Below are 21,500 nucleotides of genomic sequence, written 5' to 3' on the forward strand. Positions count from 1 at the left end.
GGTGAACCAGAACTGGCCTGGCGGTTACCAGCACCGTAAATGCGGCCTCGTCGCCGCCGCTATCCACTTCCGGCCGATCACCGGCTCCGGGAATTCCCTGGTCACGACCGCGAAGACCGCGCCGGCGCGGGTCCGCCCCAGCACTTCTGACGGTCCGTCAGAGCAGCTCAGTCCGCACAGCGGCGGCGCGGCCGCACCCGCGTCCGGCGCGGCCGGGCGGTGACCGGAAGTGTCGCCTCCATCACAGTTACCGGAATTTTTCCGAGCCGAGAACGAGGGAGCGAGCAGCCCTCCCTCCGCTGCGACTCCAGCTCAATCCGCATATCGGCGCGGCGGCCACAGCCGGATGCCGTACGGTCGAACGCCGTTCGACACGATCACGTGCGAGAGATTTACCGGAACTTTTCCGGACCGGCGCTCGCTGCTCCGGACCGCACCGGGCAGCGGCCGGATGTCGGCGCATCACCGCTGTGACCTGCGGCACGGTGGTGTGACGGGCGGCACCGAGGGCAAGAGCCCTTCATGCGTCTGGCTGTGGTGGATGTGGGATCCAATACGGTGCGGCTCGCCGTCGCCGACTGCGACGGCGACGTGCCGCTGCCGGTGCACACGGCCAAGCGGCGGCTGCGGCTGGCCGAGCACATGGAGCCGGACGGGCGCCTGGGCGAGCAGGCCGTGGACGACCTGGTGGCGGCGGTCGCGGATGCGAAGGACGAAGCCTGCCGCTGGGGCGTGAAGGAACCTTTCGCCTTCGGCACCGCGGTCATCCGGGACGCGCCCAACCGCCACCAGGTGCTCCAGACCATCCACACCGAGACGGGCGTCCCCCTGTACGTCATGCCGGGCACGACGGAGGGCGAGCTGACGTTCCTGGCGGCCCGGCAGTGGATGGGCTGGCGGGCCGGCCCCATGGTGCTGCTGGACATCGGCGGCGGATCCATGGAGGTGGCCTCCGACCGCAGCAGGACCCCCGACTTCGTGGCCTCCCTCCCCCTGGGCGCGGGACGCCTGACCCGCGAGTACCTGGCGGCGGGCGACGACCCCCCGTCGGCCGAGACGGTGCGGGAGCTGCGGCGCCGCGTACGGCACGACCTGCGGGACGTGGCCACCCGGATCCGCTGGGAGGGCCCCCGTACGGCCGTGGCGACCTCCCGCACGTTCCAGCAGCTCGCCCGCCTGCGCGGGGCCGCTCCAGGACGGCAGGGGCCCTTCGTCACGCGCAGCATCACCCGCAGGGACCTCAAGGCGGCCGTGGACACCCTCGCGTCCATGCCCGTCGCCGCCCGCTCCTCCCTGCCCGGCATCTCCCCCGCCCGCGCCCGGCAGTCCCTGGCCGGAGCCGTGATCGCCCACACCGCCATGCGCTGCCTGGAGATCGACACCGTCACGCTCTCCCCCTGGGCGCTGCGCGAGGGCGTCCTGATCAAGCACCTCCAGGAGCAGGCGCCGCTGTGGCGCGAGAAGGTGATCGGCACGCAGCACCGGGTGGACCCGTCGCCCGCCCCACCGGCGTCCGACTGAGCCGAGCCGGCACGGACACGACCGCGCCCGGTGTCCCGGAGGAACCGGGACACCGGGCGCGCGTGCGGTGTGCGGGTGTCAGACGTCCGCGCGGGACGCCAGGGCGAGGAAGGACTCCCAGGCGTCCGAGCCGACCGCGAGGCCGGGCCGGGCGACGTCTTTGGAGTCCCGCACGTGGACGGTGCCGGGGCAGGTGGCGACCTCGACGCACTGGCCGCCTTCATTGCTGCTGTGGCTGGACTTGTGCCACGTCATGGCGACCTCGACGCAGTCGCCGCCTTCGTTACTGCTGTAGCTGCTCTTGAACCAAGCCAGATTCACCGTGCTCGGCTTCGACTCCCGATCGGTCATGTCTCTACCAGCAACCTTTCGATGAAGGCCGTCGACTCACTCGGAGTGAGCGCTTGAGCACGGATGATCCCATACTGCGCTTCGAGTTCGCGGACAGACTTCCGCTCCGTGTACAGATGACCGGACCTTTGCACCTCGGCGTAGGCGATGCGTCGACCCTCGCTGGTCTCAATAACTTGAATGGGCCAGCCAGGCCAGCGTGTTCCTCCTGCTCGGTCGGCATTACCTGGATCTCCACGTTCCGCCGTTGCCCGAACAGGAGCAGGTGCTCCAGTTGACCGCGCAGAACGTCGGCGCCGCCGATAGGACGTCGCAGCACGGCTTCTTCGATGACGAAGCTCATCAGTGGCCAGGCCCCCTGAGTGAAGATTTCCTGCCGGGCCATGCGAGCAACCACCAGCCGCTCAATCGTCGCCTCGTCCAGAACTGGCCGACGCATCTCGAAGGACCGCCGTGCGTACTCCTCTGTCTGCAACAGACCGTTGACCATGTGCGTGTCGTAGGCGTGCAGTTCGACCGCCTCGGCCTCCAGCCTCGCGGCGTCGCGGAAGAACGCGGGGTACTGGGCCTTCCGTACCTCCTCCTTCATCTCCTTCAGGACGCCGCCCGCGTCCAGCACCTCGTCGGCCTTGTCGATGAACTGGTCCGGCGGGATGCGCCGGCCCTGCTCGAACGAGGCCACCGCCGAGGGGGCGTAGCCCGTCGCGGCGCCCAGGTCGCGGCGTTCAAGGCCCGCCCTCGTCCGGAACCGCTTCAACTGCCGCCCGAACACGAACACCACGCCCGTGTCGTGCTCGTACTCAAGCTGCGTGTCGTCGGCCGTCTCGACTTCGCTCATGCCGTCTCCTTCCATCACAGCCCGCAACGCGGCTACGCCGCGTTGCGGCACGGCGCACGGCGTGTACAACCGGCCGACCGCGCAGACAAACCGGTCATGTCAGCGCCGCCACCGTAGACACGCAAAGGCCGGTATGTTCCGCGAACGCCCCACATGCCCCCACACGTGTTCCGTCCCCGCAGAGGCGCTCGGACGGACACGTCCCGCCCGCCGCCCACCCGCCGTACCGCGCAGGGGACTTGGGCGCTGTGACCTCGGTGGCGGAGCGGGCAACTGTCCGGCCGCCCCGATCGTCCTTGGGGCATGGCACAACCCAACCCCGAACCGTCCCCGACCCCGCCGCCGTGGCCGCACTGCGGCCACGGCACCACCGCGGCCGATCCGGTGGGCTGCCGTGGCGTCCGCGTCGGTGAGCACGCCGCCTGCCTGGCCCACCTGGACGAGGCCGCCCGCGCCGCCTATCTCGCCGCCCTCTCCTCCGGCGCCGACATCGACCACCGCGGCACCCCCTTCACCGGAGACCTGTCGGCCCGGCTCCTCGACGCCCTGCGCGACCCCGCCACCGGACGCCCCTGCTTCGGTGGCGCCCGGTTCAGGCAGGCGGTCTTCGAGGGGGACGCCGACTTCGGGTCGGTGACGTTCAAGGGCCACGCCGACTTCGGTTCGGCGGTCTTCGAGGGCTACGCCGACTTCGAGCGGGCGGCCTTCGGGGAGGAAGCCGGGTTCTGGTCGGCGGTCTTCAAGGGGTACGCCAATTTCGAGTCGGCGACCTTCGAGGGCTACGCCGGGTTCGGGGCAGCGGTCTTCGGACGCGACATCGTGTTCGAGGCGGCCGTCTTCAGGGGCGACGCCGGGTTCGTGGAGACGGTGTTCGAGCAGACGGCCACGTTCGGGCCGCTGGTGTGCGCCGGGCGGATGGTGCTGTCCGGGGCGGTGTTCGGTGCCCCGGTGACCCTCCTGCTCGCCGCACGCCGCCTGGAGTGCCGGCGGACCCGCTGGTCGTCCACGGCCGAGGTGCGGCTGCGCTACGCCACGGTGGACTTCTCTCACGCGGTCTTCGAGCACCCCCTCACGATCGCCGCGGAGGCCGACCCCTTCGTCCTGCCCGACGGGGGTGTGGTGGCGGAGCGGGCTCTGGCCGGTACGCCCGGTGCCACGGTGCGGCTGGCCTCGCTGCGCGGGGTGGACGCGGCCCACCTGGTCCTCGCCGACGTCGACCTGTCGCGGTGCCTGTTCACCGGGACCGTGCACCTGGACCAGTTGCGGCTGGAGGGCGCCTGCTCCTTCGGCACGGTCCCGTCCGGCACGCACCGGGTGCGCGGGCGGCCGGTTCGGTTCACCCGGCGCCGCATCCTCGCGGAGGAGCACCACTGGCGCGCGCGCCGTCCGGGAGCGGTGCGGGGCTGGAACGCGGCGGTGTTCGGTGCCGGGAACGCCGGGCCGGCGCAGTTGGCGCCGGTGTACCGGGCGCTGCGCAAGGCGCTGGAGGACGGCAAGAACGAGCCGGACGCCGCCGACTTCTACTACGGCGAGATGGAGATGCGCCGCCACGACACCACCCGCCCGCGGGGCGAGCGGGCCCTGCTGACCGCGTACTGGGCCGTCTCCGGCTACGGGCTGCGCGCCGTCCGCGCCCTGGCCTGGCTGGGCGCCGCGATGCTGGCCACCGTCGTGCTGCTGATGGGCTTCGGGATCCCGCAGGACTCCCCGAAGCAGGAGGCGACCGGCACCGTGCCGCCCGGCGGCGGCCGCGTCACCTTCACCATCGACAGGGCGGACCCGGTGAACCCCACCGGGGACCGGTTCACCGGCGAGCGGTTCGACAAGGCCCTGGGCGTCACGCTCAACTCGGTGGCGTTCCGCTCCTCCGGCCAGTACCTGACCACCTTCGGCACCTACACGGAGATGGCCTCCCGCCTGGCCGAGCCCGTCCTCCTCGGCCTGGCCGTCCTGGCCGTCCGCAACCGCGTCAGGCGCTGATGCGGACGCGGCGAACTGCCGGCCTGCCGAACTGCCGAACTGCACAAGCGGAAGGACTCGTACGGCTGGTGCGGGCGATCTTCCCCTGAGTAGCGTGAGCCTTCGGACCGCACGACCGCCCGCATGCCGCTCCCCGGGCTCCGCGCCCGGCCGTCCGGCGGCGGAGGCGGCGCGCCGCGGGGTGAGGGCCGTTCCCCGCCCCGGGACGGCCGGCGGCGACGGGGCCGGCGGCGTACGCGCCGCCGACGCCGCAGAGACCGAAAGTGAGCTGAGCTGATGCAACCGACGTTCGTCCTGGTCCACGGAGCCTTCGCGAACTCCTTCTCCTTCGCGCCGCTCCAGGCGGAACTCGGCCTCCTCGGCCACCGCTCGGTCGCCGTCGACCTGCCCGGCCACGGGTTCGGGGCGACCTACACCCGCGCCTACCAGGCGCCGCAGGACCCCGGAGGGCTCGCCACCGCGCCCGGCGCGATCAGGGGCGTCACGCTCGCCGACAACGCCGCGCACCTGATCGGGGTCCTGGAGCGGGCCAAGCGCAACGGCCCGGTGATCCTCGTCTCCCACAGCCGCGGCGGCGTCACGGCCACGGCCGCGGCCAACGCGCGGCCGGACCTGATCGACCGCATCGTCTACGTGTCGGCCTGGTGCCCGGTCGCCCTCGACGTCGGCGACTACTACGCCGAGCCGGAGATGGCCACGGTCGACGCCGCCTCGCTGGGCCTGGCGATGGCCGGCGACCCGGCCGAACTCGGCCTGCTGCGCGTCAACTTCCGCACCGCCGACCCCGGCGCCCTCGCAGCGCTCAAGGCGGCCTTCCTCGCCGACGGCACCGACGAGGAGTTCCTGGCCTTCCTCAACACCTTCCAGCCCGACGAGAACCTGGACGCCGGCACCTCCGCCGACCGGGCGCAGGCCGCGACCTGGGGCCGGATCCCGAGGACCTTCGTCCGCCTGGCCGGCGACGCGAGCATGCCGCTCGCCCTGCAGGACCGGCTGATCCGCGAGGGCGACGAGCTGACGCCGGACAACCCGTACGACGTCCGCACCCTTGAGGGCAGCCACCTGAAGTGGCTGGTCGACCCGGCGCCGGCGGCCCGGCTCCTCGGCGAGCTCGCCGCGCTCGCCGCTCCCCCGGCCCCGTCCGCCCGGCCGTGACCGCGGGCGGCCGGGGCCGGCGGAAGGAGCAGCCGTGATCTTCCTGGTGCCGGTGGTGTTCCTCACCGCCCTCGCGCTGGTCGTCTTCTGCCTGCTCCGCTGCTTCGGCATCGGCCTGCCGGGGCACCGGCGGTGGTCCGGATGGCGCCGCGCGGTCGTGGCCGCCGCCTACGCCTGCGCGGCCGTGGCCACGGCCTCGTACTCGCTGGGGGCCATGGGACTGATGACGACCGTGGCCGTGGCGCAGGACGGCGGGGCCGACTCGGCCCCGTTCCCCTACGACCACCCGTGCAGGAAGCAGTTGGCGCCGGAGAGGGCGGTGGACTACGAGGTCCGCTTCCTCACCCTGCGCACGGTGTGCGTCATGGAGGACGGAACGCTCAGGGAGGTGGCGGACGTACCGCAGCGGGTCCGGGCGACGGCGGCGGCATCGGCCGCCTCCACCGCCGTACTGGCCGGGACCGCGACGGCCGCCACCGTCCTGCGGAGGCGCTTGCCCGCCGGCGGGGGCCGCTAGGGCCTCCCGTCCGGGGTTCCCGGATCGTCCTCCTCGTCGCCGGGGCCGAACCCGACACGGGACATGGCGTCGACGAGCGCGTCGGGGGTGCCGCCCGTCCGCTCCCGCGGCCACTCGGCATGCGTGCGCAGCCCGCCGTCCCCACGCACGGTGGCGACGGCCCCGTGACCGACGGGCCGGCGCTCGGGGCCGAAGGACGCGGGGAACCGGGCTGTGGGGACGGTCCGCCGGCTTGGGCGGTCCTCAGTCGGTGGAGTCCATGAAGTCCAGCATCCGGCGGTTGACCTCCTCGGCGTGGTCGATCTGCGGTCCGTGGCCGGTGTTGGAGATGATCTCGGCTCGGGCGCCCGGTATCAGGCGCGGGATGCGCTCCGCCTGCCGCTGCGGGTGCACGAGGAGGCTGCGCTTGCCGAGCACCAGGTAGAGCGGGGTGCGGATGCCGGACAGTTCGGCCTCGGAGAGCGGCAGCGGCGCCGGGCGGCGTATGCGGTAGGCGCGGACGCCGAGTCTGATCATGGTACGGAGTTCCGGCACGACGAGCACCGGCTGCTCCAGCCAGGCCGCCAGCCGCGGCCGCACCGCCTCCGGCGCGAAGGTTGCGAAGAAGCTGACGAAGATCCAGGTGAAGAAGCGCAGCCCCACCTTCTCCAGGCCGCCGGGGTCGAGCAGGGTGACCGAGGCGAGGCGATCGGGCCCGCGGTGCGCCTGGTTCAGGGCGAGCCATCCGCCGTACGACGAGCCGACGAGGTGCACCCGGTCCAGCCCGAGCCCGGCGAGCGTCTCCTCCAGCCACTGCGCGGCGTGTTCGGGTTGGTGGACGGGTTCGCGCTGGAGGCTGCGGCCGGGGTCGCCCGGGGTGTCGATCGCGTAGACGGGCCGCTCGGCGCTGAGGGCGGGGGTGTTCGGGTACCACACGGCGGAGCAGGAGCCCGCTCCGTGCAGCAGGACGACGGGGGTGCGGCGCCGGGCGGCCGGGTCCGCGGGGCCGCAGCGGTAGACGTGGGTGGTTCCGAAGGAGGTCTCCACGTCCTCCTCCCCCAGGGCGGGTGCGCCCATCGCGTAGACCGCGTCGCAGGCCGCGAAGTAGCGGTCGCGCCAGGCGTCGCTCACATAGCGGCCGACATCGGGTCGGGTGCGGACTGCAGCGGTCTCGGGCACGGCCACCTCCGGTACGGTCGATCTTCGCGATACGACCGTACCACGAAAATGGTACGGTCGTATCATCAACAGGAGGTGGGCGGAACCCCCGTCAGCACCGACGACGAGCGGAGAGCCGGACGATGCCCAAGCGCGTGGACCACGCAGAGCGGCGCACCGAGATCGCCGAAGCGCTCGTCCGGGTCGCCGCCCGGCGCGGGCTGCACGCCGTGGGCATGCGCGACGTGGCGGCCGAGGCGGGAGTGTCCCTCCGGCTGGTGCAGTACTACTTCGAGACCAAGGAGAAGCTGCTGCTCTTCGGACTCCGGCACCTGACCGGGAAGTTCAGGGAACGGGTCGCCGCCCGGGTCCGGGCCGCCGGGGACGCCCCGGAACCGCGCGCGGTGATCGAGGCGCTGCTGATGGCGGCACTGCCGACCGACGAGGAGAGCCGCACCTTCCACCACCTCCTCACCTCGTACGCCGTCCTGGCCGTCAACGACCGGGCGCTCGCGGCCCAGCCCTTCATCAAGGACCCCGATGCCGCCGAGGACGCCCTGGCCGGCCTGCTCCGGCAGGCGCAGGAGGCCGGTCTGCTGCGGCCCGGTGTGGACGCCCGGTCGGAGGCGGTCGGCCTGCTGGCCATGTCAGCGGGGCTCGGCACCAGCGTCCTCGTCGGCCAGCGGACCCCGGAGTCCGCCGCCGCGGTGCTCACCTACCACCTGGACCGCGTCTTCCACCCCGCCGAGCACGATACCCCGGCCCGGCGGACGCGGGAGTGACATCACTTTCCCCCGGCTTCGGGCCGGCTTCCGCGGCCCGGCGAAGGCACCTGCCCCGTGAACCTTCCTCCCATCCGCCCGACCTGCGATGCGCCTGCGGTGGGAAGCCCTGCACGGATCCGCTCCGGAAGCTACGGGACCGCGCGGTCAGGCGGCGGAACACGCGGGAGCGCATCCCGCACGGCCTGCGGCACGGGCGGTCCGCCACGCCCCGGGCAACGGCGCCCCTGCCACGAGGTGTCACGGCGGACCGCTACGGCCGTCTGATCGCCGACGGCATCGCTCGCTGCTGTCGGCCTTCGCCCGGCGGCAGCTCAGCAGATGCCGAGCGACCGTAGCACCCGGTACTGACCCGGTGACGGCTCGGCCGGGGAAAGAAGGCGGCAGACGCCTCCCGTGACGTGTCCGAGAGCGAACGTCCGCAGGTGGAGGCTGCCATCGCCGCCGGTACGGTGGTCCAGCCCCCGGCCGGTACCCAGAGGCGCGGCGACGCCCTGGTCATCGGCATCGCGGAGGAGGTGGGCGGTGTGAGCGACGGCACGGTGCCGATGAAGTCGGCGGTCACTCCGGCGGAGGTCGACGCACCGCAGCACCAGAGGGGCACGAGCAGCGAGTTGAGCCTGCTCTTCGTGGCGTGTACACGGGCGCGGGAGGCGCTGCGGGTGTCCTGGCACGGCACGCCGAGCCCGTTCCTGGCACCCGTCACGGGCAGGAGCCCTTCGTAGCCCCGGGCGGGCGGGCCCCGCACGACGAGCGTGCGGGGCCCGCCCCTGGTCCTCAGTACGTGCCGGGATCGCCGTCCGGCATGCGACGGGCCTCCGCGAGGGCGACCGTGTGCGCGAACCACTCCGGCACGGCGCAGATCTCCTCGCTGTGCTCCGCGAAGACCTCGACCGGGAAGGAGGGCCGCAGGTCGAGCTTGGCCTCGGCAAGGTCGACGCCCTCGATCTCGTTGAGTTTGGTCATCAGCTCGCGGCGCAGTGGCTCGTCGTCGAGGGGAGGGCTTCGCTTGAGGTGCTGGAAGACGACCTCGACGGTGCCGGTGAACGGATGGATCGCGATGGGCCACAGAAGGCGGGAGTCGGTCCGTCCGCTCGGCCTGATCATGTGATACGGTCCGGCGCCAGCACGACGGAGCCGAGGAAGTGCGCGGCCGGGGACTGCCCTTCCAGGCGGTCCTCGGCCAGCTCCGTCACGTCGTCCCGAAGGCGTTCAGGTTCCTCCTCGCCCCAGCTGTACGTCCGCTGGTAGCGCGGGACCTGGAACTGCTTCTCGCCTTGGACGAGCTTGCTGAAGGTGGTCCTCTGAGCGTGCACGCGTATGTCTCTCTCACGGTGGTCCGGGCCGGACTCCCTCATCCCACCACCAGGGAAGAGGCCGGAAGAGGAAAACTCATGAGTCGGCGCCGGAGCCTCGGCGTGCGGGCCGGACCAGCCGGGGACCGGCCACGCCCGGGGTTCCCGGTAGCGGAGTTCCCGGTGGCGGCCGGGCACTAGTGCCCTCCTCGGCTCGCTCCCAGCCGGGTGGCGGCGAGCGCCGGGCACGTCGTCCGGCGCCACGCAGCTCGGACCCTGCCCGCGGCAGCGCCGCGACCCCGCGCGCGGGCCCGGGGCCTGGCCGGCCAGGGCACCGGCATCCTTGTGCAGGTGGCCCCCGGCCTTTCGGCCGGGTGGGGCCCGGCAGCCGGTGGCCCAAAGTCCCGGCAGCACGGGCCAGGGGATGCGCAGATGCGGCAGCGGGACCGGCGCAGCACCGGGGCCACCTGCCGGAACGGGCTCCGGCACCCGCGGCTCTTTTCGGGGTGCCGGCCCTCCGGCGGCCGGGGGCTGGCAGGCGGGCGGGGAGATCGCCGCCGGGTGGGGACGTCGAGCACGGCTCCACGGGAAACCGGCGTGAAGCCTCTGGTGCCGCATCGGACGGTCTTGCGGAAGAACCGCCTCACCAGCGGCTTCAGGTCCGCCCCGCCGAGACGGAAGTGATCAGCCCGTCCCGGCACCCAGGCCTTATCCTGCTCCGCATAGATCATTCAGCCGAAAGAATCTTGTTGACACCGTCACATCGAATCTCGGTCGCAACCTGAACCGCGGTTCATCCCATGGCGGAAAAGCAGCACTCAATTCAAGCCGTCGAAGACGGTGAACGGGTCGGTTGCGCCGACCTCCGACGCGGGTGATCCGCCGGCCTCGCAGACGGGGAAGCCGGATGGCGGGCTCCTGCTCGGCCCTCGGCGCCGTGGGGCTGGGCAGTCGCGCAACAGCACGCCGACCGATGAATCAGGGGGGATCAAGAGGGCAGGGCAGGACCGGGTTTCGCGCGACGGAAGCGTCCGCCTTCCACCGGACACCCCCTTCCGGACACAGGCGTGAACCAGACGCTTCACCGGTCGCCGACCTGGCCGAAAATACTTCCGCAGGACCATTGACACGCGCTTGACGCGGTTCGGTGCGTGGGTCACGATATTCCCCGCGAGGGTGCTCGCTTCCACGTCACCCGAGGCTTGAACGACCAACTGATTTACTGCGCGCATACCGAGTCGAATCTTCCGCATGATTCAGATTCTTCGACCGGCCCTATGCGCACGAATGGAGAACACTCTAAAATTCGCATGCGAGCTGTCCGCATCCGAGACGGAGTTGTCGCGACTCCACGCATTGCCGTAAACTGTCCGACAAATCGTCATCGAAAAAATTTCGCGAACCGCGCGGCGACAGCACTCGACGACCGTCCCGGATTTTTGGTGTTCCGCATATCCCCAGGGGTATTCACCAGATCAGTATCCTGAGGGGTATTCTCCAGATCATGACGAACCATCTCCACCACCCGGCAAACGCCATCGAGACGGCGCGCGCCGGTGGGATCCGTCTGTGTGATACGGACGGGGAAGACCGCATCGGTTACGCACCCGCGGCATTCGATCCGAACCTTGGCTCCCCCCGTCCAGCGGTGACGGAAGCGACACGGCAGCAGGCCGGCGAACTCGCGTACTCCGCATCGCCGTGTCGAAGCGCCCCCTTGAACGGCCTGCTCCGACGGCCGGCGGAGCCTTCGCCCGCCAACCCCGCCCGGGTACACCCGAAGGCGGTCGGCGAACGGAGGCATGATCGGTCTGCCCGGCACGCCACCGGTCGTACGAAGGTCGTCGCACACCGCGCGGGTGCCGCTGTCGGCCGCCTTCGGCATCGGCCCGTCCGGCTCGTCCCGCAGGTGTTCGACAACGCGGGCCTCGCAGGCCTGCGGACTTCAGGGGTGAACGTGTCCCCGCCGACGGGCCCGGCTGCCCGGGCACACTCGCCCGGGTGGACGTCACACGGCAGCGCACCCCTCCGACGCCGCTGAACGCCACGTTCCTTCTCCCTCTCTCCTGCTTCTGCGCGGTGGCCGCCGTGAACGCCGTCATCCTGCGGTCCCTCGCCTGAACCACCGCCGGCGAAAGACCGGCGGAACACGGGATCCCCGCGGCAGCCGGCAGAACAGCGCCCCAGCCGTGCCGCCGAGCGGGTCGGTGAGCCCGCGCGAGGACGCAGCCTTCCAGAACAAATCTCCGAGGCCGCCTTACCCGATCAGCAATCCATTTACATTCCAAATTCCAGCCGCGCAACCAGTGAGGACATATGAACTCGCGCACTGTTTCCGCTGTTCCCGACGAATCCGTGAAAACCCTTCTTCTGGAACACTTCACTCCTGTGGACGCCGGAGTGCACCGCGACTTAGCGGTGGAGACAACACGCCGACACGTCGGCGACCTGATGAAGCGGCTCTCCACCGCCGCGGAGATAACCCGGCCAGGTGAAGGAGCGGCGCTCATCGCACGTATCTGTTCCGAGTTAGCCCCTGATGAAGGCTTGCTGCGGGATGTCGACGCCGTGCTGGAGTTCGGTCGGCCGTACGGTCTCCTGACCGCCGAGGAGAAGGCCAAGGCCACACGGGCCGAGATCCGGCAGGAGGTGCTGCACTTCGACCGGATCATGGACTTGGACCACCTCGATCAGGGTGCCCGTCCGTTGAAGCACCGTCGGGACTTCGTACACGACGACGGAGCACTGGGGGCGGCCGAGCGGATACTCGTACTGGTACACGAGCGGTTGGTGCTCCGCGGCGCACGCCCGGCCCGTTGGCAGGACGTTTCAAGCGTCGTGCAGCAGCTCGTCGGCGAGGCCGGAGACGGTGCGCGCCTGGAGCGGACCCGCTATCCGTTCCTGGGCGCGGTGGCGGCCGGGCCGGGGGCCCGGGACCTGCTGGGCGTCTTCGAGCGGTACGCCATCCGGCACCCTCTGCCGGTGGCCATCGGGCTCACGGACTACTTGCTGCACAACTCGCAGACCGGACCGCAGAGCCTGGTCGCGGCCGGCCTGCAAACGGACACGGCGGGCACACGGACAGCGGAGATCTGGGCGGCGGGCCGTGCCTCCTGGATGGTGCTGGCTCGCGACGGATTCCGGCAGCGCGTAGTCGGCCGCGGGCTCCTGGAAGGTGCACGGGCGGGGTCGGAGACGACGCGTTACGGTCACGCGATGCTGGCTCTGGAGGACGACCAGTGGCTGGTGCTCGCCCTGGACGGCGGTGAGCTCGCCCGGGCCGGTCACGTCGAGGACGAACTGAACCGGCCGGGACGCTCCGGACGCATCGACCTGGCCGTCAATCTCGGCCGTCTGCTGGGCCGGGCGCCGTACACGCTGGTCAAGCCCGGTCCGGTGCCCGCGATGGCGGCTCCGACGGTCGCCGACAGCGAAGAGGACCTCCAGGCGGTCTGCAGGGACCTGCTGGCCGGCTCGCGAGGTGTGGAGCTGTCGCTGGAGTGCGGCCATGTACACGCTGATCGGGAGGTCGGACCGGCGCAGATCCGCGGTCTGGAACTGGGCGCGCGACTGGTCGACATCCTGCGGCAGGAGGCGGATCGGCAGGGAGTGAGCGCCGCGGTCGACGTGACGCCCATGGTTGATGACGACCATGTCCTCAACCGCTTCCGGTTCGCCGACTACGAGGGCCTGTTCGACTCCCGTGGGCTCGCCGTCGACGACCTGATCCTGGAGTCGAGTCCGCTACCGCGGGCCGTGGCACACGACGTGCTGCGCCGGGCGGTCAGCCGCGACGGGCAGGGCTACCGGCTGCATCGCATCGGCGGCAACCTGTACTTGGAGTCCGGGGACCTGCGCGTGGAGATGGTGGAGGACCTCGAAGGCGAGATGCGCAACGGATGCGTCATGTTCGAGATCGGCCTGATCGCCTACCGTGCCGCCCGTCGGCGGATCACGGCCGCCTTCACCGAACTGACCGGCCGCGACGCCGAAAAGCTGCACCGGGACATGGCCCGCGCCTACGACGGGCAGAGCGACCCTGCGCAGCGGGCCTCGCTGCGAAGGGAGTTCGAGCGTCTGTACATCGACGGCTGGGACGAGGTGACCGCCACTCTGGAGCACACCCCGTTCCTCGACGCGTTCACGGAAACCATCGCGGAGCGGGAACGGATGGGGCGGAGGACCGTCGTCCTGAACGTCATCGAGGACTACTACCGCCCGCAGCAGGAGAAGGTCGACCGCGTTGCCCGCCTCCTCGGAATCCGCCTGCCCATGCAGGCACTGTTCTTCAGCCCGCACGGCCACGGCCTCGTCCGGCTCGGCTGAACCACGGCGTGAGGCCACAACCGATGGCCGACTCCCGGAGAGGGGAACCATGAGAACCGTAGAGAACGCGCGGGGGGACCGCGACCTGTCGGTGAACGGCGGTCAACCCGCGATCCCCCGGCCGGACCAACCGCCGGAGACCGACGAAGCGCTCGCCGAGGAGTGCGCGAAGCTCATACGCGACGGACACGCCCTCCAGTGGTACGGCGGCGAGCGGCAACGCGCCTTCGAGGACGCCTTCGCCCGGCTGGTCAGTGCCCGGCACGCGGTGCACTGCGCCTCCGGCACCGCCGCCCTCCACCTCGCTCTGCATGCGTGCGGAGTCCGCCCGGGCAGCGTCGTGGCGGTACCCACGCTGGGTTTCTATTCGGTCCTGAACGCCGTGCTGGCCATGGGAGCGCTGCCGTTCCTCGTGCCGGTGCGGCCGGTCGATCTCGTGATGGACGTCGACCGGGCCTGCGAGGAGATTCCGCGCGGGGCGACGCTGGTCGCCGTGCACCACGTCGGACGCGCGGTCGATGTGGCTGAGATCCGTGCCCGGCGCCCGGACCTGGTGGTAGTCGAGGACGCAGCGGACGCCCAGGCCACTCGCGTCCACGGCCGGCCGGTCGGCCGGGAGGGGCTGGCCGCGTGTTGGTCGTTCACCACCACGCACAACGTAGTCAACACCATCGTCCCGTCGGGGATGGTGACCACCGACAGCGAGGAGACCGCTGTTCGGATCAGGCGGCTGATGCACTACGGCAAAGACTTCCGGCGGTACACGTCCGGGACGCCGCTGAACCCGCTGCCGGCAGAGATGGGATTCAACTACATGTCCCACGAACTGGCGGCCGCCATCGGCCTGCACTCGGTGCGGAACGCGGCGGAGCGATGGGAAACGCGCCGGAGGAACGGCGCGGCCCTCGAGGAGGGCCTGGCGGGCCTGGGGCTGCGGACGTTCCCGGTCGCGCCCCACGTGGAGCAGAACTACTACGACGTGGTGTTCGCGCCCGACGCCTCCTGGCGGGAGGACACGGGTTGGGCGCTGGACGCCCTTGTCGCCGAGGGCTGCCCGGCATGGAGCTACCACAGCATGTTCGCACTCCCGTGGGTGCGAGCGGAACTCGTACAGCGCGGTGCCTGGACGGCTCGCGAGGACGGACTCGCCCGCGCGAAGGACCCCACACTGCGTCACCTGCTCGGCATCCGGCCGCCCGCCTTGGCTGCGCAGGTACCGGACTACATCGCGGCGGTACGGAAGGTGTTCACCAAATGAGGACATTACAACAAGGTGCGGAGACGCTGGACACGGCGGATGCCGCCGATTTCACGCTGAGCGACGCCCTGCTACCCGGTGAGGAGCGTCTGTTCGAGGAACTCCTGCTGGCCGAGCTGCCGCACTTCTACGACGAGGTCGACCCGAGCTTCCCGCGGTCCCTGATGTACACCGCCCGGCTCGGCTCCGACGACTACGGCTACTTCACCCTCCGCAAGCGGATCTTCGTCGCCCGCCGGGACCGGGTGCCCATCGGTTTCACGGTCGCCACGTACAAACGCGGCGGGTCCGTCAAGATGGGCCCGACGGTCACCGTGGCGGAACTGCGCCGCACGGGCATCGGCACCAGGTTCCGCGGCGCCGTCGAGGCGGAGATCGCCCGTGACCCCCGGATACGCAAGTTGTACCTCACCATCAGCGGCTCCAACGATCGCACGCTGCTGTTCAACCTCGGTCTGGGCTACCAGGTCGAGGGGGTGCTGCGAGGGCAGTACCGGGCCGGGCAGGACGAGGTCGTGCTGGGCCGGATCGTCCGGCCTGCCGGCGAAGCGGCTGTGGGACGCAACCAGATCCCGGCCGGCTCCGGCCGCGCACCCGAGGTGCGGCAGGGCACGGTGGACCCCGACCGGCTGGCGGAGTTCATGCTCCGCCGAATGCGCTCGGGCTTCGCAGGCGTCGACCACAGCTTCGTGGAATCCATAGTGCGAGCGCTCGCGGCGGATCGTCAGGTGTACGCGCGCAAGGGGAAGTCGCTGCTGACTGCGTACCACGACGGCGCTGTGCGGGGCGTCGGGGTCCTGGTGCCCAAGCGGGGCGGTGCGATCAAGTTGTCGCCGCTGCTGGTCGACGACCTCGGCGTGGCCCGCGCCATCGTCCGTGCCGCCTGTCGGCTCGCCGACGACCAGGGTAGGCGGCGGATCTACGTGGTGCTGCCCATCGCCGACAACTCAGTGGTCGAGTTGTTGTTGAGGGAGGGCTTCGCACTCGAGGCACAGCTACGCGAAGCGTACCGTCCGGGGATGGACACGCTGGTCCTGGGGAAGTGCCTGTGCTGACCGGCAACCGGCCCGGCGCCATCGGCTTCACCGCTGTGGTGGCCACCGGAAACCGGGCGAAGATCGACCTGCTGCGCTCCGAGTTCGACGCCGTGCTCGCCGTGCCGGTCACGTTCGAGGGGCGTGATCCGGGGACCGCGGAAGACCGGGCGGAGGTCGGCTACCTCTCCGCGGTGCGGGCGAAGGCCGGCGCGGTGGCGGCGCAGTTGCCCGGCAGCGTCGTCGTGGCCCACGACTCCGGCTTCGAGTTCGCCTGCCTGGGCGGTGGTCCCGGACCGCTGACAGCCAGGTACCTCTCCGAGCACGGTTTCGGCGCACTGGCCGCGCGGCTGGTCCCCGATTCCGACGTACGGGTCGTGCACGCCCTGGCCGTCGCGTGGAACGGCGTCGTGCGCACTTTCCAGCACGCCGACGAGCGGCGGGTCGTGGCGGATCCCATGGCCCGGCCCGGCTCGGGCTCGCTGCCTGTGGCCGCACTGACCCGGGGGCCGCGAGCAGCGCTGCGCCGCTGCGCCGCCGAAGCTGCGGCGTTGTGGCGGCCCGCCCGTTCCGAGGCGGAGGAGGGGAGCGAGGGGTGGGTCTGAGGAAATCCCGCCGTGGCCCGCTGAAGTCCCCGAACTTCCGGTGGCTCGCCCTGAGCTCGACGACCTCGGCCCTGGGCGACGCGTTCGGGGGCTTCGCCCTGCTCTTCCTGGTGCTGGAGGCAGGCGGTAACGCCGCGGTGGCCGGCGCGGTGGTGGCGGCGGTGGAGCTGCCGGGCGTACTGCTGGCTCTGCTCGGCGGCGTATGGGCCGACCGCCTCGACCGTGTGCGGCTGATGGTCGTTTCCGACATCGGCCGCGCGGTGTTCCAGGCGGTTCTGTTCGCGCTCTTCTGGACGGGTGCGGCGGCTTGGTGGCACGTGGCCCTGTTCGGGTTCCTGACCAACGCGCTCGGCTGCGTGTACGCCCCCAGCGTGACAGGTGTGATCCCTCAGACGGTCGCGGACCGCCACCTCACCGACGCCAACGGACTGCTGCACACGGGCCGGACCGCCGCGGTGGCGATCGGAACCGCGGCCGGGGGCACGGTGATCGCGATGTTCGGCGCGAGCGCCGCGATCGCGGTGAACGCGGTGAGCTTCGTACTGAGCGCGCTGTTCCTGTCCGCCATGCGACTGCCCTCGTCCGCGCCGCGGGCCGGCGGCGGGGCAGCACAGGGTGTCTGGCAGGATCTGCGGGCCGGTTGGTCGGAGGTCCGCAGGCGTTCCTGGCTGCTGAGCGAGTTGCTGCGCTCGGCTGTCGAGATGCCCATCGTGGTGGCGCCGTTCGCGATCATCGGCCCGCTGATGGCCTCCGACACTCTGGGAGGAGCCGAATCGTGGGCCACGATCAGCATCGGATTCCTGTGCGGTTCCCTGTGCGGCCCCTTCGCGGTCCGGCTCTGGAAGCCCCGGCGCCCGATCTGGGCCTGCACCGCACTGATGTACCTGGGAGCCGTACCCCCGCTGCTGCTCGCCCTGACGACCTCGGTGCCGTTGATCACGCTGGCCGAGGGAGTCAAGGGGGCTGCCGTGGGTTTCTTCGGCACGATCTGGGCCTCGTTGCTCCAGCGCGAGATCCCCGACACCGTACGCTCCCGCGTCAATGCGTGGGACTACACCCTGACATCCGGTCTGATGCCCCTCGGCTACCTGCTGGCGGGTCTGATGGTCACCCAGTTCGGCCGGCAACCGATCCTGATCCTGGGCGTGGTGTGGAACATCCTGGCGGTCACCCTGGTGCTGGCGCTTCCCGGCGTGCGCCGCTTCCGCATCGACTGGAACGCCTCCGCGTCGGTTGATCCACCCACATCCAGCTCCGGCGACAAGACGAAAGAGGCGACACGATGACGCCTGACGCTTCCCTGCGGACGGCTCAGCGGCCCATGCGGGTACTGCTCGGCGGACCGATCAAGGCAGGCTTCCGGGACGGAACCGATTTCGACGCCCGGCTCCGCCTGTACGTCGACCGACTGCTGACCGGGCTGCGGGCCACCGGGATGGTGATCGACTCCGCGCACGAGGCGGAGGGCTTCAGCCGGCTTCCCGAGGGGACGGTTCACGCCGCCGTCGTGCGGCGCGACCATCAATGGCTGACCGGCTGTGACGCCTATGCGTGCTTGCTGCCTCTGCGGGACGGCACCGTCTACCCGTCGATCGGGACGGGGGTCGAGCTGGGCTGGGCCACCGCCCGCGGCATACCGGTGATCGCGCTCGTCGAAGTGGCTCGTATGGCCGCCTATAGCCCGTTCCTGCGAGGTCTGGGATCGATGTTCGACGTCACCCTGATCGACATCGACGAGGCGGTCGCCGATCCCGCCGGGTTCGCCGATGCCATCGCCGCGGCCGTCGGTACGTCCGTCCGGGCAAGGGGGGCACGGTGACCGTCTGCGCCGTCGGAGAGCCACGCGTACGGATGGCGCCCGTCGCCTACGGTTTCGGCCCGGTGGGCAAGGCACTGCACGTGGCCCGTGCCGTCCGGGCCAGGATGGGCGACGGGGTGACGCTGGAGCTGAGCGGCGCCGGCCATACCGGCGCCACCGCGGAGCCGGGCCTCTTCGACGCGGTCACCCCGCCCGGATCCCCGGCTGCGCGCGCGGATCTCGTCGTGTCGGTGATGAACCGGGCAGCGGTGGCTCTCGCCGCCGGCCGCGGTGAACCGGTCCTCTTCCTCGACTCGCTCGCCTGGCTGTGGGACGGCCCCCTGGCGATGCCGGGAGACTGTGTCGGTTATCTGTACCAAGACCTGCCGCTGCTGTCCGTACCCGCGGCGAACGTCGACTCCCAGCCAGGCTGCCGTCCGATCGGCGGGATCACAGGCGAGCCGCCGACCGCCCCGTCCGCGCCGGGCCGGCGTACGGAGCAGATCGTCCTGTCGCTGTCGGGGCTGGAGAACTTCGAGAACGACGTGTGCCGCGGCAACGTCTGGTATGCGCAGATGTGGATGCAGGCGGTACGCACCCTGGAGGAGGAGCAGCCGGAGCTCGCAGCCCGCGTGGTCGTGCACGGCAATCCGCAGGCCCTCGCCTGGGCGGGCGGAGTGCGCGGAGTGAGCCGAATCGGCAGCGGCCTCCAGGAGGACTACCTGCGCGACGCGGCGAATGCCGCGAAGGTCCTCATTCCACCCGGATTGACGAGTATCGTCGAACTGTTGCACGCTGGCGTCCCGTTCCAACTGCTGCCCCCGCAGAACTACTCCCAGTTGCGCATAGCGCAGGCAGTGAACCAGAGCGTTCTGGATGTGGCGGCGCAGCGCTGGGAATCCCAGTTGCTCGACTGGCTGGCGGAACGTGTCGTGCCCGAGCCGGTCGGCTCGCAAGCCGTTCGCAACACGATCTGCGAGCGAATGCTGGACGGCGCGCCCGATCCCCGTGAGTTCGCGGTACTGCTCGAGTCGACGGCCGAAGCCCCGGGCCCGGACCTCGTCAGGTCCGTACTCGGCCCGGGCGACGGAGCCGACACAGTGGCCGCCGAGATAGAGCGGCTCGTTGGATGAGGCGGAGCGCAATGCCGAAGAGGAAGGGAAACATATGGGACACGTGGACGTCCAGCAGGTCGACTACGGCCTGCCCGACGGACGACTGTTGCTCACGCAGGTGAGCTTCCGGGTCGGCGAGCGGTCACGGGCAGCGCTGGTCGGTCCGAACGGCGTCGGCAAGACGACGCTGCTCCAGATCGTGGCGGGCGACGTGAAGCCCCAGGCGGGTGCGGTGACCTACTCGGGGGGCCTGGGCGTGATGCGCCAGTTCATCGGGCAGGTCCGGGGTGACTCCACCGTCCGCGACCTGCTCCTGGAGGTCGCGCCGCCCTGGATCCGCAAGGCGGCGGCGGAGCTCGAGGCCGCTGAGAACGCGATGATCGAGGCGGACGACGAGCCGGCGCAGATGGCATACGCGACGGCCCTCGCCGACTGGGCCGACGTGGGCGGTTACGAGTACGAAACGCTGTGGGACATGTGCACCACGGCCGCGCTCGGGGTTCCGTTCGGCCGGGCTCAGTTCCGTGGCGTGACCACGCTCTCCGGCGGCGAGCAGAAGCGGTTGGTCCTGGAGGCCCTGTTGCGCGGTCCCGAGGAAGTGCTGCTGCTGGACGAGCCGGACAACTACCTCGACGTGCCGGGCAAGCGCTGGCTGGAGGAGCAGTTGGCGGCCTCCGAGAAGACCGTGCTGTTCATCTCCCACGACCGCGAGTTGCTGTCCAGGGTCGCCACCATGATCGTCACGGTGGAACCCGGGGCAGCGGGCTCCACCGTGTGGACGCACCCGGCGGGCTTCGGAACCTGGGACGAGGCGCGCGAACAGCGCAACTCGCGCCTGGAGGAGTTGCGCCGGAGGTGGGATGAGGACTGGGCGCGGCTGCGCGAGCAAATGCTGCGCTACAAGCAGAAGGCGGCCTACAACTCGGACATGGCCTCCCGGTACCAGGCGGCGCAGACCCGGCTGGCGAAGTTCGAGGCGGCCGGCCCGCCGCAGCAGGTGCCGCATCGCCAGCGGGTCCGGATGCGGCTGGAAGGCGGCCGCACCGCCAAACGGGCGATCATCTGCGACGGGCTCGGACTGCGGGTGTCCGGCGATACGCCGACAGCAGGCGACGAGATGCTGATGAAACCGTTCGACCTGGAGGTCTGGTTCGGCGAGCGGGTGGCCGTGCTGGGCAGCAACGGTTCGGGGAAGTCGCACTTCCTGCGTCTGCTCGCGGCGGGCGGCACCGACCCCGACAAGGGGCACCTGCCCGTCGGCGATGCCGTGCCGACGCCAGTCGATCACAATGGGAGGGTCAGTCTCGGCTCACGGGTTCGGCCCGGCTGGTTCGCGCAGACCCACGAGCACCCCTCGCTGCTGGGCCGGACGCTCCTTGATGTGCTGCACCGCGGTGACGAGCACCGCAGTGGGCGGTCGCGGGACGAGGCCGCCCGCGTCCTCGATCGTTACGGCCTCGCTCAGGCGTGCGAGCAGACCTTCGATTCCCTGTCAGGCGGGCAGCAGGCCAGGTTCCAGATCCTGCTGCTCGAACTCTCCGGAGCCACCCTGCTGCTGCTGGACGAGCCCACCGACAACCTGGACCTGCACTCGGCCGAGGCGCTGGAGGAGGCCATCGCCTCCTTCGAGGGCACTGTCCTGGCGGTAACGCACGACCGTTGGTTCGCTCGGGAATTCGACCGCTTCCTGGTGTTCGGCCAGGACGGCTCGGTGTACGAGGCACCGGAACCGGTGTGGGACGAGAGCCGGGTGCACCGTCGGCGCTGACGGGTGGCAACTCACTGCTG

Annotated in this window: 19 protein-coding genes and 1 pseudogene; 14 read left to right on the forward strand and 6 right to left on the reverse strand. The window is 70.9% G+C overall.

Annotated features, from left to right (window positions below):
• Positions 1 to 522: 522 nt before the first annotated feature.
• Complete coding sequence (locus tag ABD358_RS18130) at positions 523 to 1,521, forward strand: Ppx/GppA family phosphatase (protein WP_344632103.1); 999 nt, start codon at positions 523 to 525, stop codon at positions 1,519 to 1,521.
• A 78-nt stretch (positions 1,522 to 1,599) separates the two neighbouring features.
• Here the strand turns inward: ABD358_RS18130 and ABD358_RS18135 are convergent, their stop codons facing one another.
• Entirely contained in the window at positions 1,600 to 1,872 is a 273-nt protein-coding gene (locus tag ABD358_RS18135; protein ID WP_344632104.1) for a DUF397 domain-containing protein, read from the reverse strand.
• Positions 1,869 to 2,710 (reverse strand): annotated as a pseudogene (locus ABD358_RS18140) (helix-turn-helix domain-containing protein). Before ABD358_RS18140 ends, ABD358_RS18135 begins: the two are co-directional and overlap by 4 nt.
• 303 nt (positions 2,711 to 3,013) lie before the next feature.
• On the opposite strand from ABD358_RS18140, the gene ABD358_RS18145 reads away from it, so the two are divergent.
• The 3 genes from ABD358_RS18145 to ABD358_RS18155 all read left to right on the forward strand — a co-directional run bounded on the left by ABD358_RS18145 (position 3,014) and on the right by ABD358_RS18155 (position 6,362).
• Positions 3,014 to 4,690, forward strand: a complete 1,677-nt coding sequence (locus ABD358_RS18145; RefSeq protein ID WP_344632105.1) for a pentapeptide repeat-containing protein — start codon at positions 3,014 to 3,016, stop codon at positions 4,688 to 4,690.
• A 276-nt stretch (positions 4,691 to 4,966) separates the two neighbouring features.
• Positions 4,967 to 5,845: an alpha/beta hydrolase gene (locus tag ABD358_RS18150; protein ID WP_344632106.1), complete on the forward strand. Its 879-nt coding sequence runs from the start codon at positions 4,967 to 4,969 to the stop codon at positions 5,843 to 5,845.
• Between the two features lie 34 nt (positions 5,846 to 5,879).
• A complete protein-coding gene (locus ABD358_RS18155) occupies positions 5,880 to 6,362 on the forward strand; it encodes a hypothetical protein (RefSeq protein WP_344632107.1) in 483 nt (160 codons plus the stop codon).
• On the opposite strand, the gene ABD358_RS18160 is transcribed toward ABD358_RS18155, so the two are convergent.
• Both ABD358_RS18160 and ABD358_RS18165 read right to left on the reverse strand, forming a co-directional pair.
• The gene (locus tag ABD358_RS18160; protein WP_344632108.1) at positions 6,359 to 6,511 is read right to left on the reverse strand and encodes a DUF6461 domain-containing protein; all 153 of its coding nucleotides are present in this window, start codon (positions 6,509 to 6,511) and stop codon (positions 6,359 to 6,361) included. The genes ABD358_RS18155 and ABD358_RS18160 overlap by 4 nt on opposite strands.
• A gap of 94 nt (positions 6,512 to 6,605) precedes the next feature.
• Positions 6,606 to 7,520, reverse strand: coding sequence for an alpha/beta fold hydrolase (locus tag ABD358_RS18165; RefSeq protein ID WP_344632109.1), 915 nt, complete (start codon positions 7,518 to 7,520; stop codon positions 6,606 to 6,608).
• 122 nt (positions 7,521 to 7,642) lie between these two features.
• On the opposite strand from ABD358_RS18165, the gene ABD358_RS18170 reads away from it, so the two are divergent.
• Together ABD358_RS18170 and ABD358_RS18175 are read left to right on the forward strand one after the other, a co-directional pair.
• Complete coding sequence (locus ABD358_RS18170; protein WP_344632110.1) at positions 7,643 to 8,281, forward strand: TetR/AcrR family transcriptional regulator; 639 nt, start codon at positions 7,643 to 7,645, stop codon at positions 8,279 to 8,281.
• Positions 8,282 to 8,706: 425 nt separating this feature from the next.
• A complete protein-coding gene (locus ABD358_RS18175; protein ID WP_425576365.1) occupies positions 8,707 to 9,006 on the forward strand; it encodes a hypothetical protein in 300 nt (99 codons plus the stop codon).
• 52 nt (positions 9,007 to 9,058) lie between these two features.
• Here ABD358_RS18175 and ABD358_RS18180 read toward each other — a convergent pair whose 3' ends face one another.
• Together ABD358_RS18180 and ABD358_RS18185 are read right to left on the reverse strand one after the other, a co-directional pair.
• Positions 9,059 to 9,388, reverse strand: coding sequence for a hypothetical protein (locus tag ABD358_RS18180; protein ID WP_344632111.1), 330 nt, complete (start codon positions 9,386 to 9,388; stop codon positions 9,059 to 9,061).
• On the reverse strand, positions 9,385 to 9,597 hold the full coding sequence (locus tag ABD358_RS18185; protein WP_344632112.1) for a DUF262 domain-containing protein: 213 nt from the start codon (positions 9,595 to 9,597) through the stop codon (positions 9,385 to 9,387). The genes ABD358_RS18180 and ABD358_RS18185 overlap by 4 nt, the downstream gene beginning before the upstream one ends.
• Before the next feature lie 2,295 nt (positions 9,598 to 11,892).
• On the opposite strand from ABD358_RS18185, the gene ABD358_RS18190 reads away from it, so the two are divergent.
• From ABD358_RS18190 to ABD358_RS18225, 8 genes are read left to right on the forward strand one after another with little or no spacing between them, the layout of a single operon-like run.
• Positions 11,893 to 13,902, forward strand: coding sequence for a hypothetical protein (locus ABD358_RS18190; protein ID WP_344632113.1), 2,010 nt, complete (start codon positions 11,893 to 11,895; stop codon positions 13,900 to 13,902).
• Positions 13,903 to 13,951: 49 nt separating this feature from the next.
• The gene (locus tag ABD358_RS18195; protein ID WP_344632114.1) at positions 13,952 to 15,160 is read left to right on the forward strand and encodes a DegT/DnrJ/EryC1/StrS family aminotransferase; all 1,209 of its coding nucleotides are present in this window, start codon (positions 13,952 to 13,954) and stop codon (positions 15,158 to 15,160) included.
• Positions 15,157 to 16,215: a hypothetical protein gene (locus ABD358_RS18200; protein ID WP_344632115.1), complete on the forward strand. Its 1,059-nt coding sequence runs from the start codon at positions 15,157 to 15,159 to the stop codon at positions 16,213 to 16,215. The genes ABD358_RS18195 and ABD358_RS18200 overlap by 4 nt, the downstream gene beginning before the upstream one ends.
• On the forward strand, positions 16,209 to 16,799 hold the full coding sequence (locus tag ABD358_RS18205; protein ID WP_344632116.1) for a non-canonical purine NTP pyrophosphatase: 591 nt from the start codon (positions 16,209 to 16,211) through the stop codon (positions 16,797 to 16,799). The genes ABD358_RS18200 and ABD358_RS18205 overlap by 7 nt, the downstream gene beginning before the upstream one ends.
• On the forward strand, positions 16,790 to 18,085 hold the full coding sequence (locus ABD358_RS18210) for an MFS transporter (RefSeq protein WP_344632117.1): 1,296 nt from the start codon (positions 16,790 to 16,792) through the stop codon (positions 18,083 to 18,085). Before ABD358_RS18205 ends, ABD358_RS18210 begins: the two co-directional genes overlap by 10 nt.
• Positions 18,082 to 18,618, forward strand: a complete 537-nt coding sequence (locus tag ABD358_RS18215) for a nucleoside 2-deoxyribosyltransferase (RefSeq protein WP_344632118.1) — start codon at positions 18,082 to 18,084, stop codon at positions 18,616 to 18,618. Before ABD358_RS18210 ends, ABD358_RS18215 begins: the two co-directional genes overlap by 4 nt.
• Complete coding sequence (locus ABD358_RS18220; protein WP_344632119.1) at positions 18,615 to 19,730, forward strand: hypothetical protein; 1,116 nt, start codon at positions 18,615 to 18,617, stop codon at positions 19,728 to 19,730. The genes ABD358_RS18215 and ABD358_RS18220 overlap by 4 nt, the downstream gene beginning before the upstream one ends.
• A 34-nt stretch (positions 19,731 to 19,764) precedes the next feature.
• Positions 19,765 to 21,480: an ABC-F family ATP-binding cassette domain-containing protein gene (locus ABD358_RS18225; RefSeq protein WP_344632120.1), complete on the forward strand. Its 1,716-nt coding sequence runs from the start codon at positions 19,765 to 19,767 to the stop codon at positions 21,478 to 21,480.
• Positions 21,481 to 21,500: the final 20 nt, after the last annotated feature.

Origin of the sequence: Streptomyces glaucosporus, assembly GCF_039533345.1 — a bacterium.
Lineage (GTDB): Bacteria > Actinomycetota > Actinomycetes > Streptomycetales > Streptomycetaceae > Streptomyces > Streptomyces glaucosporus.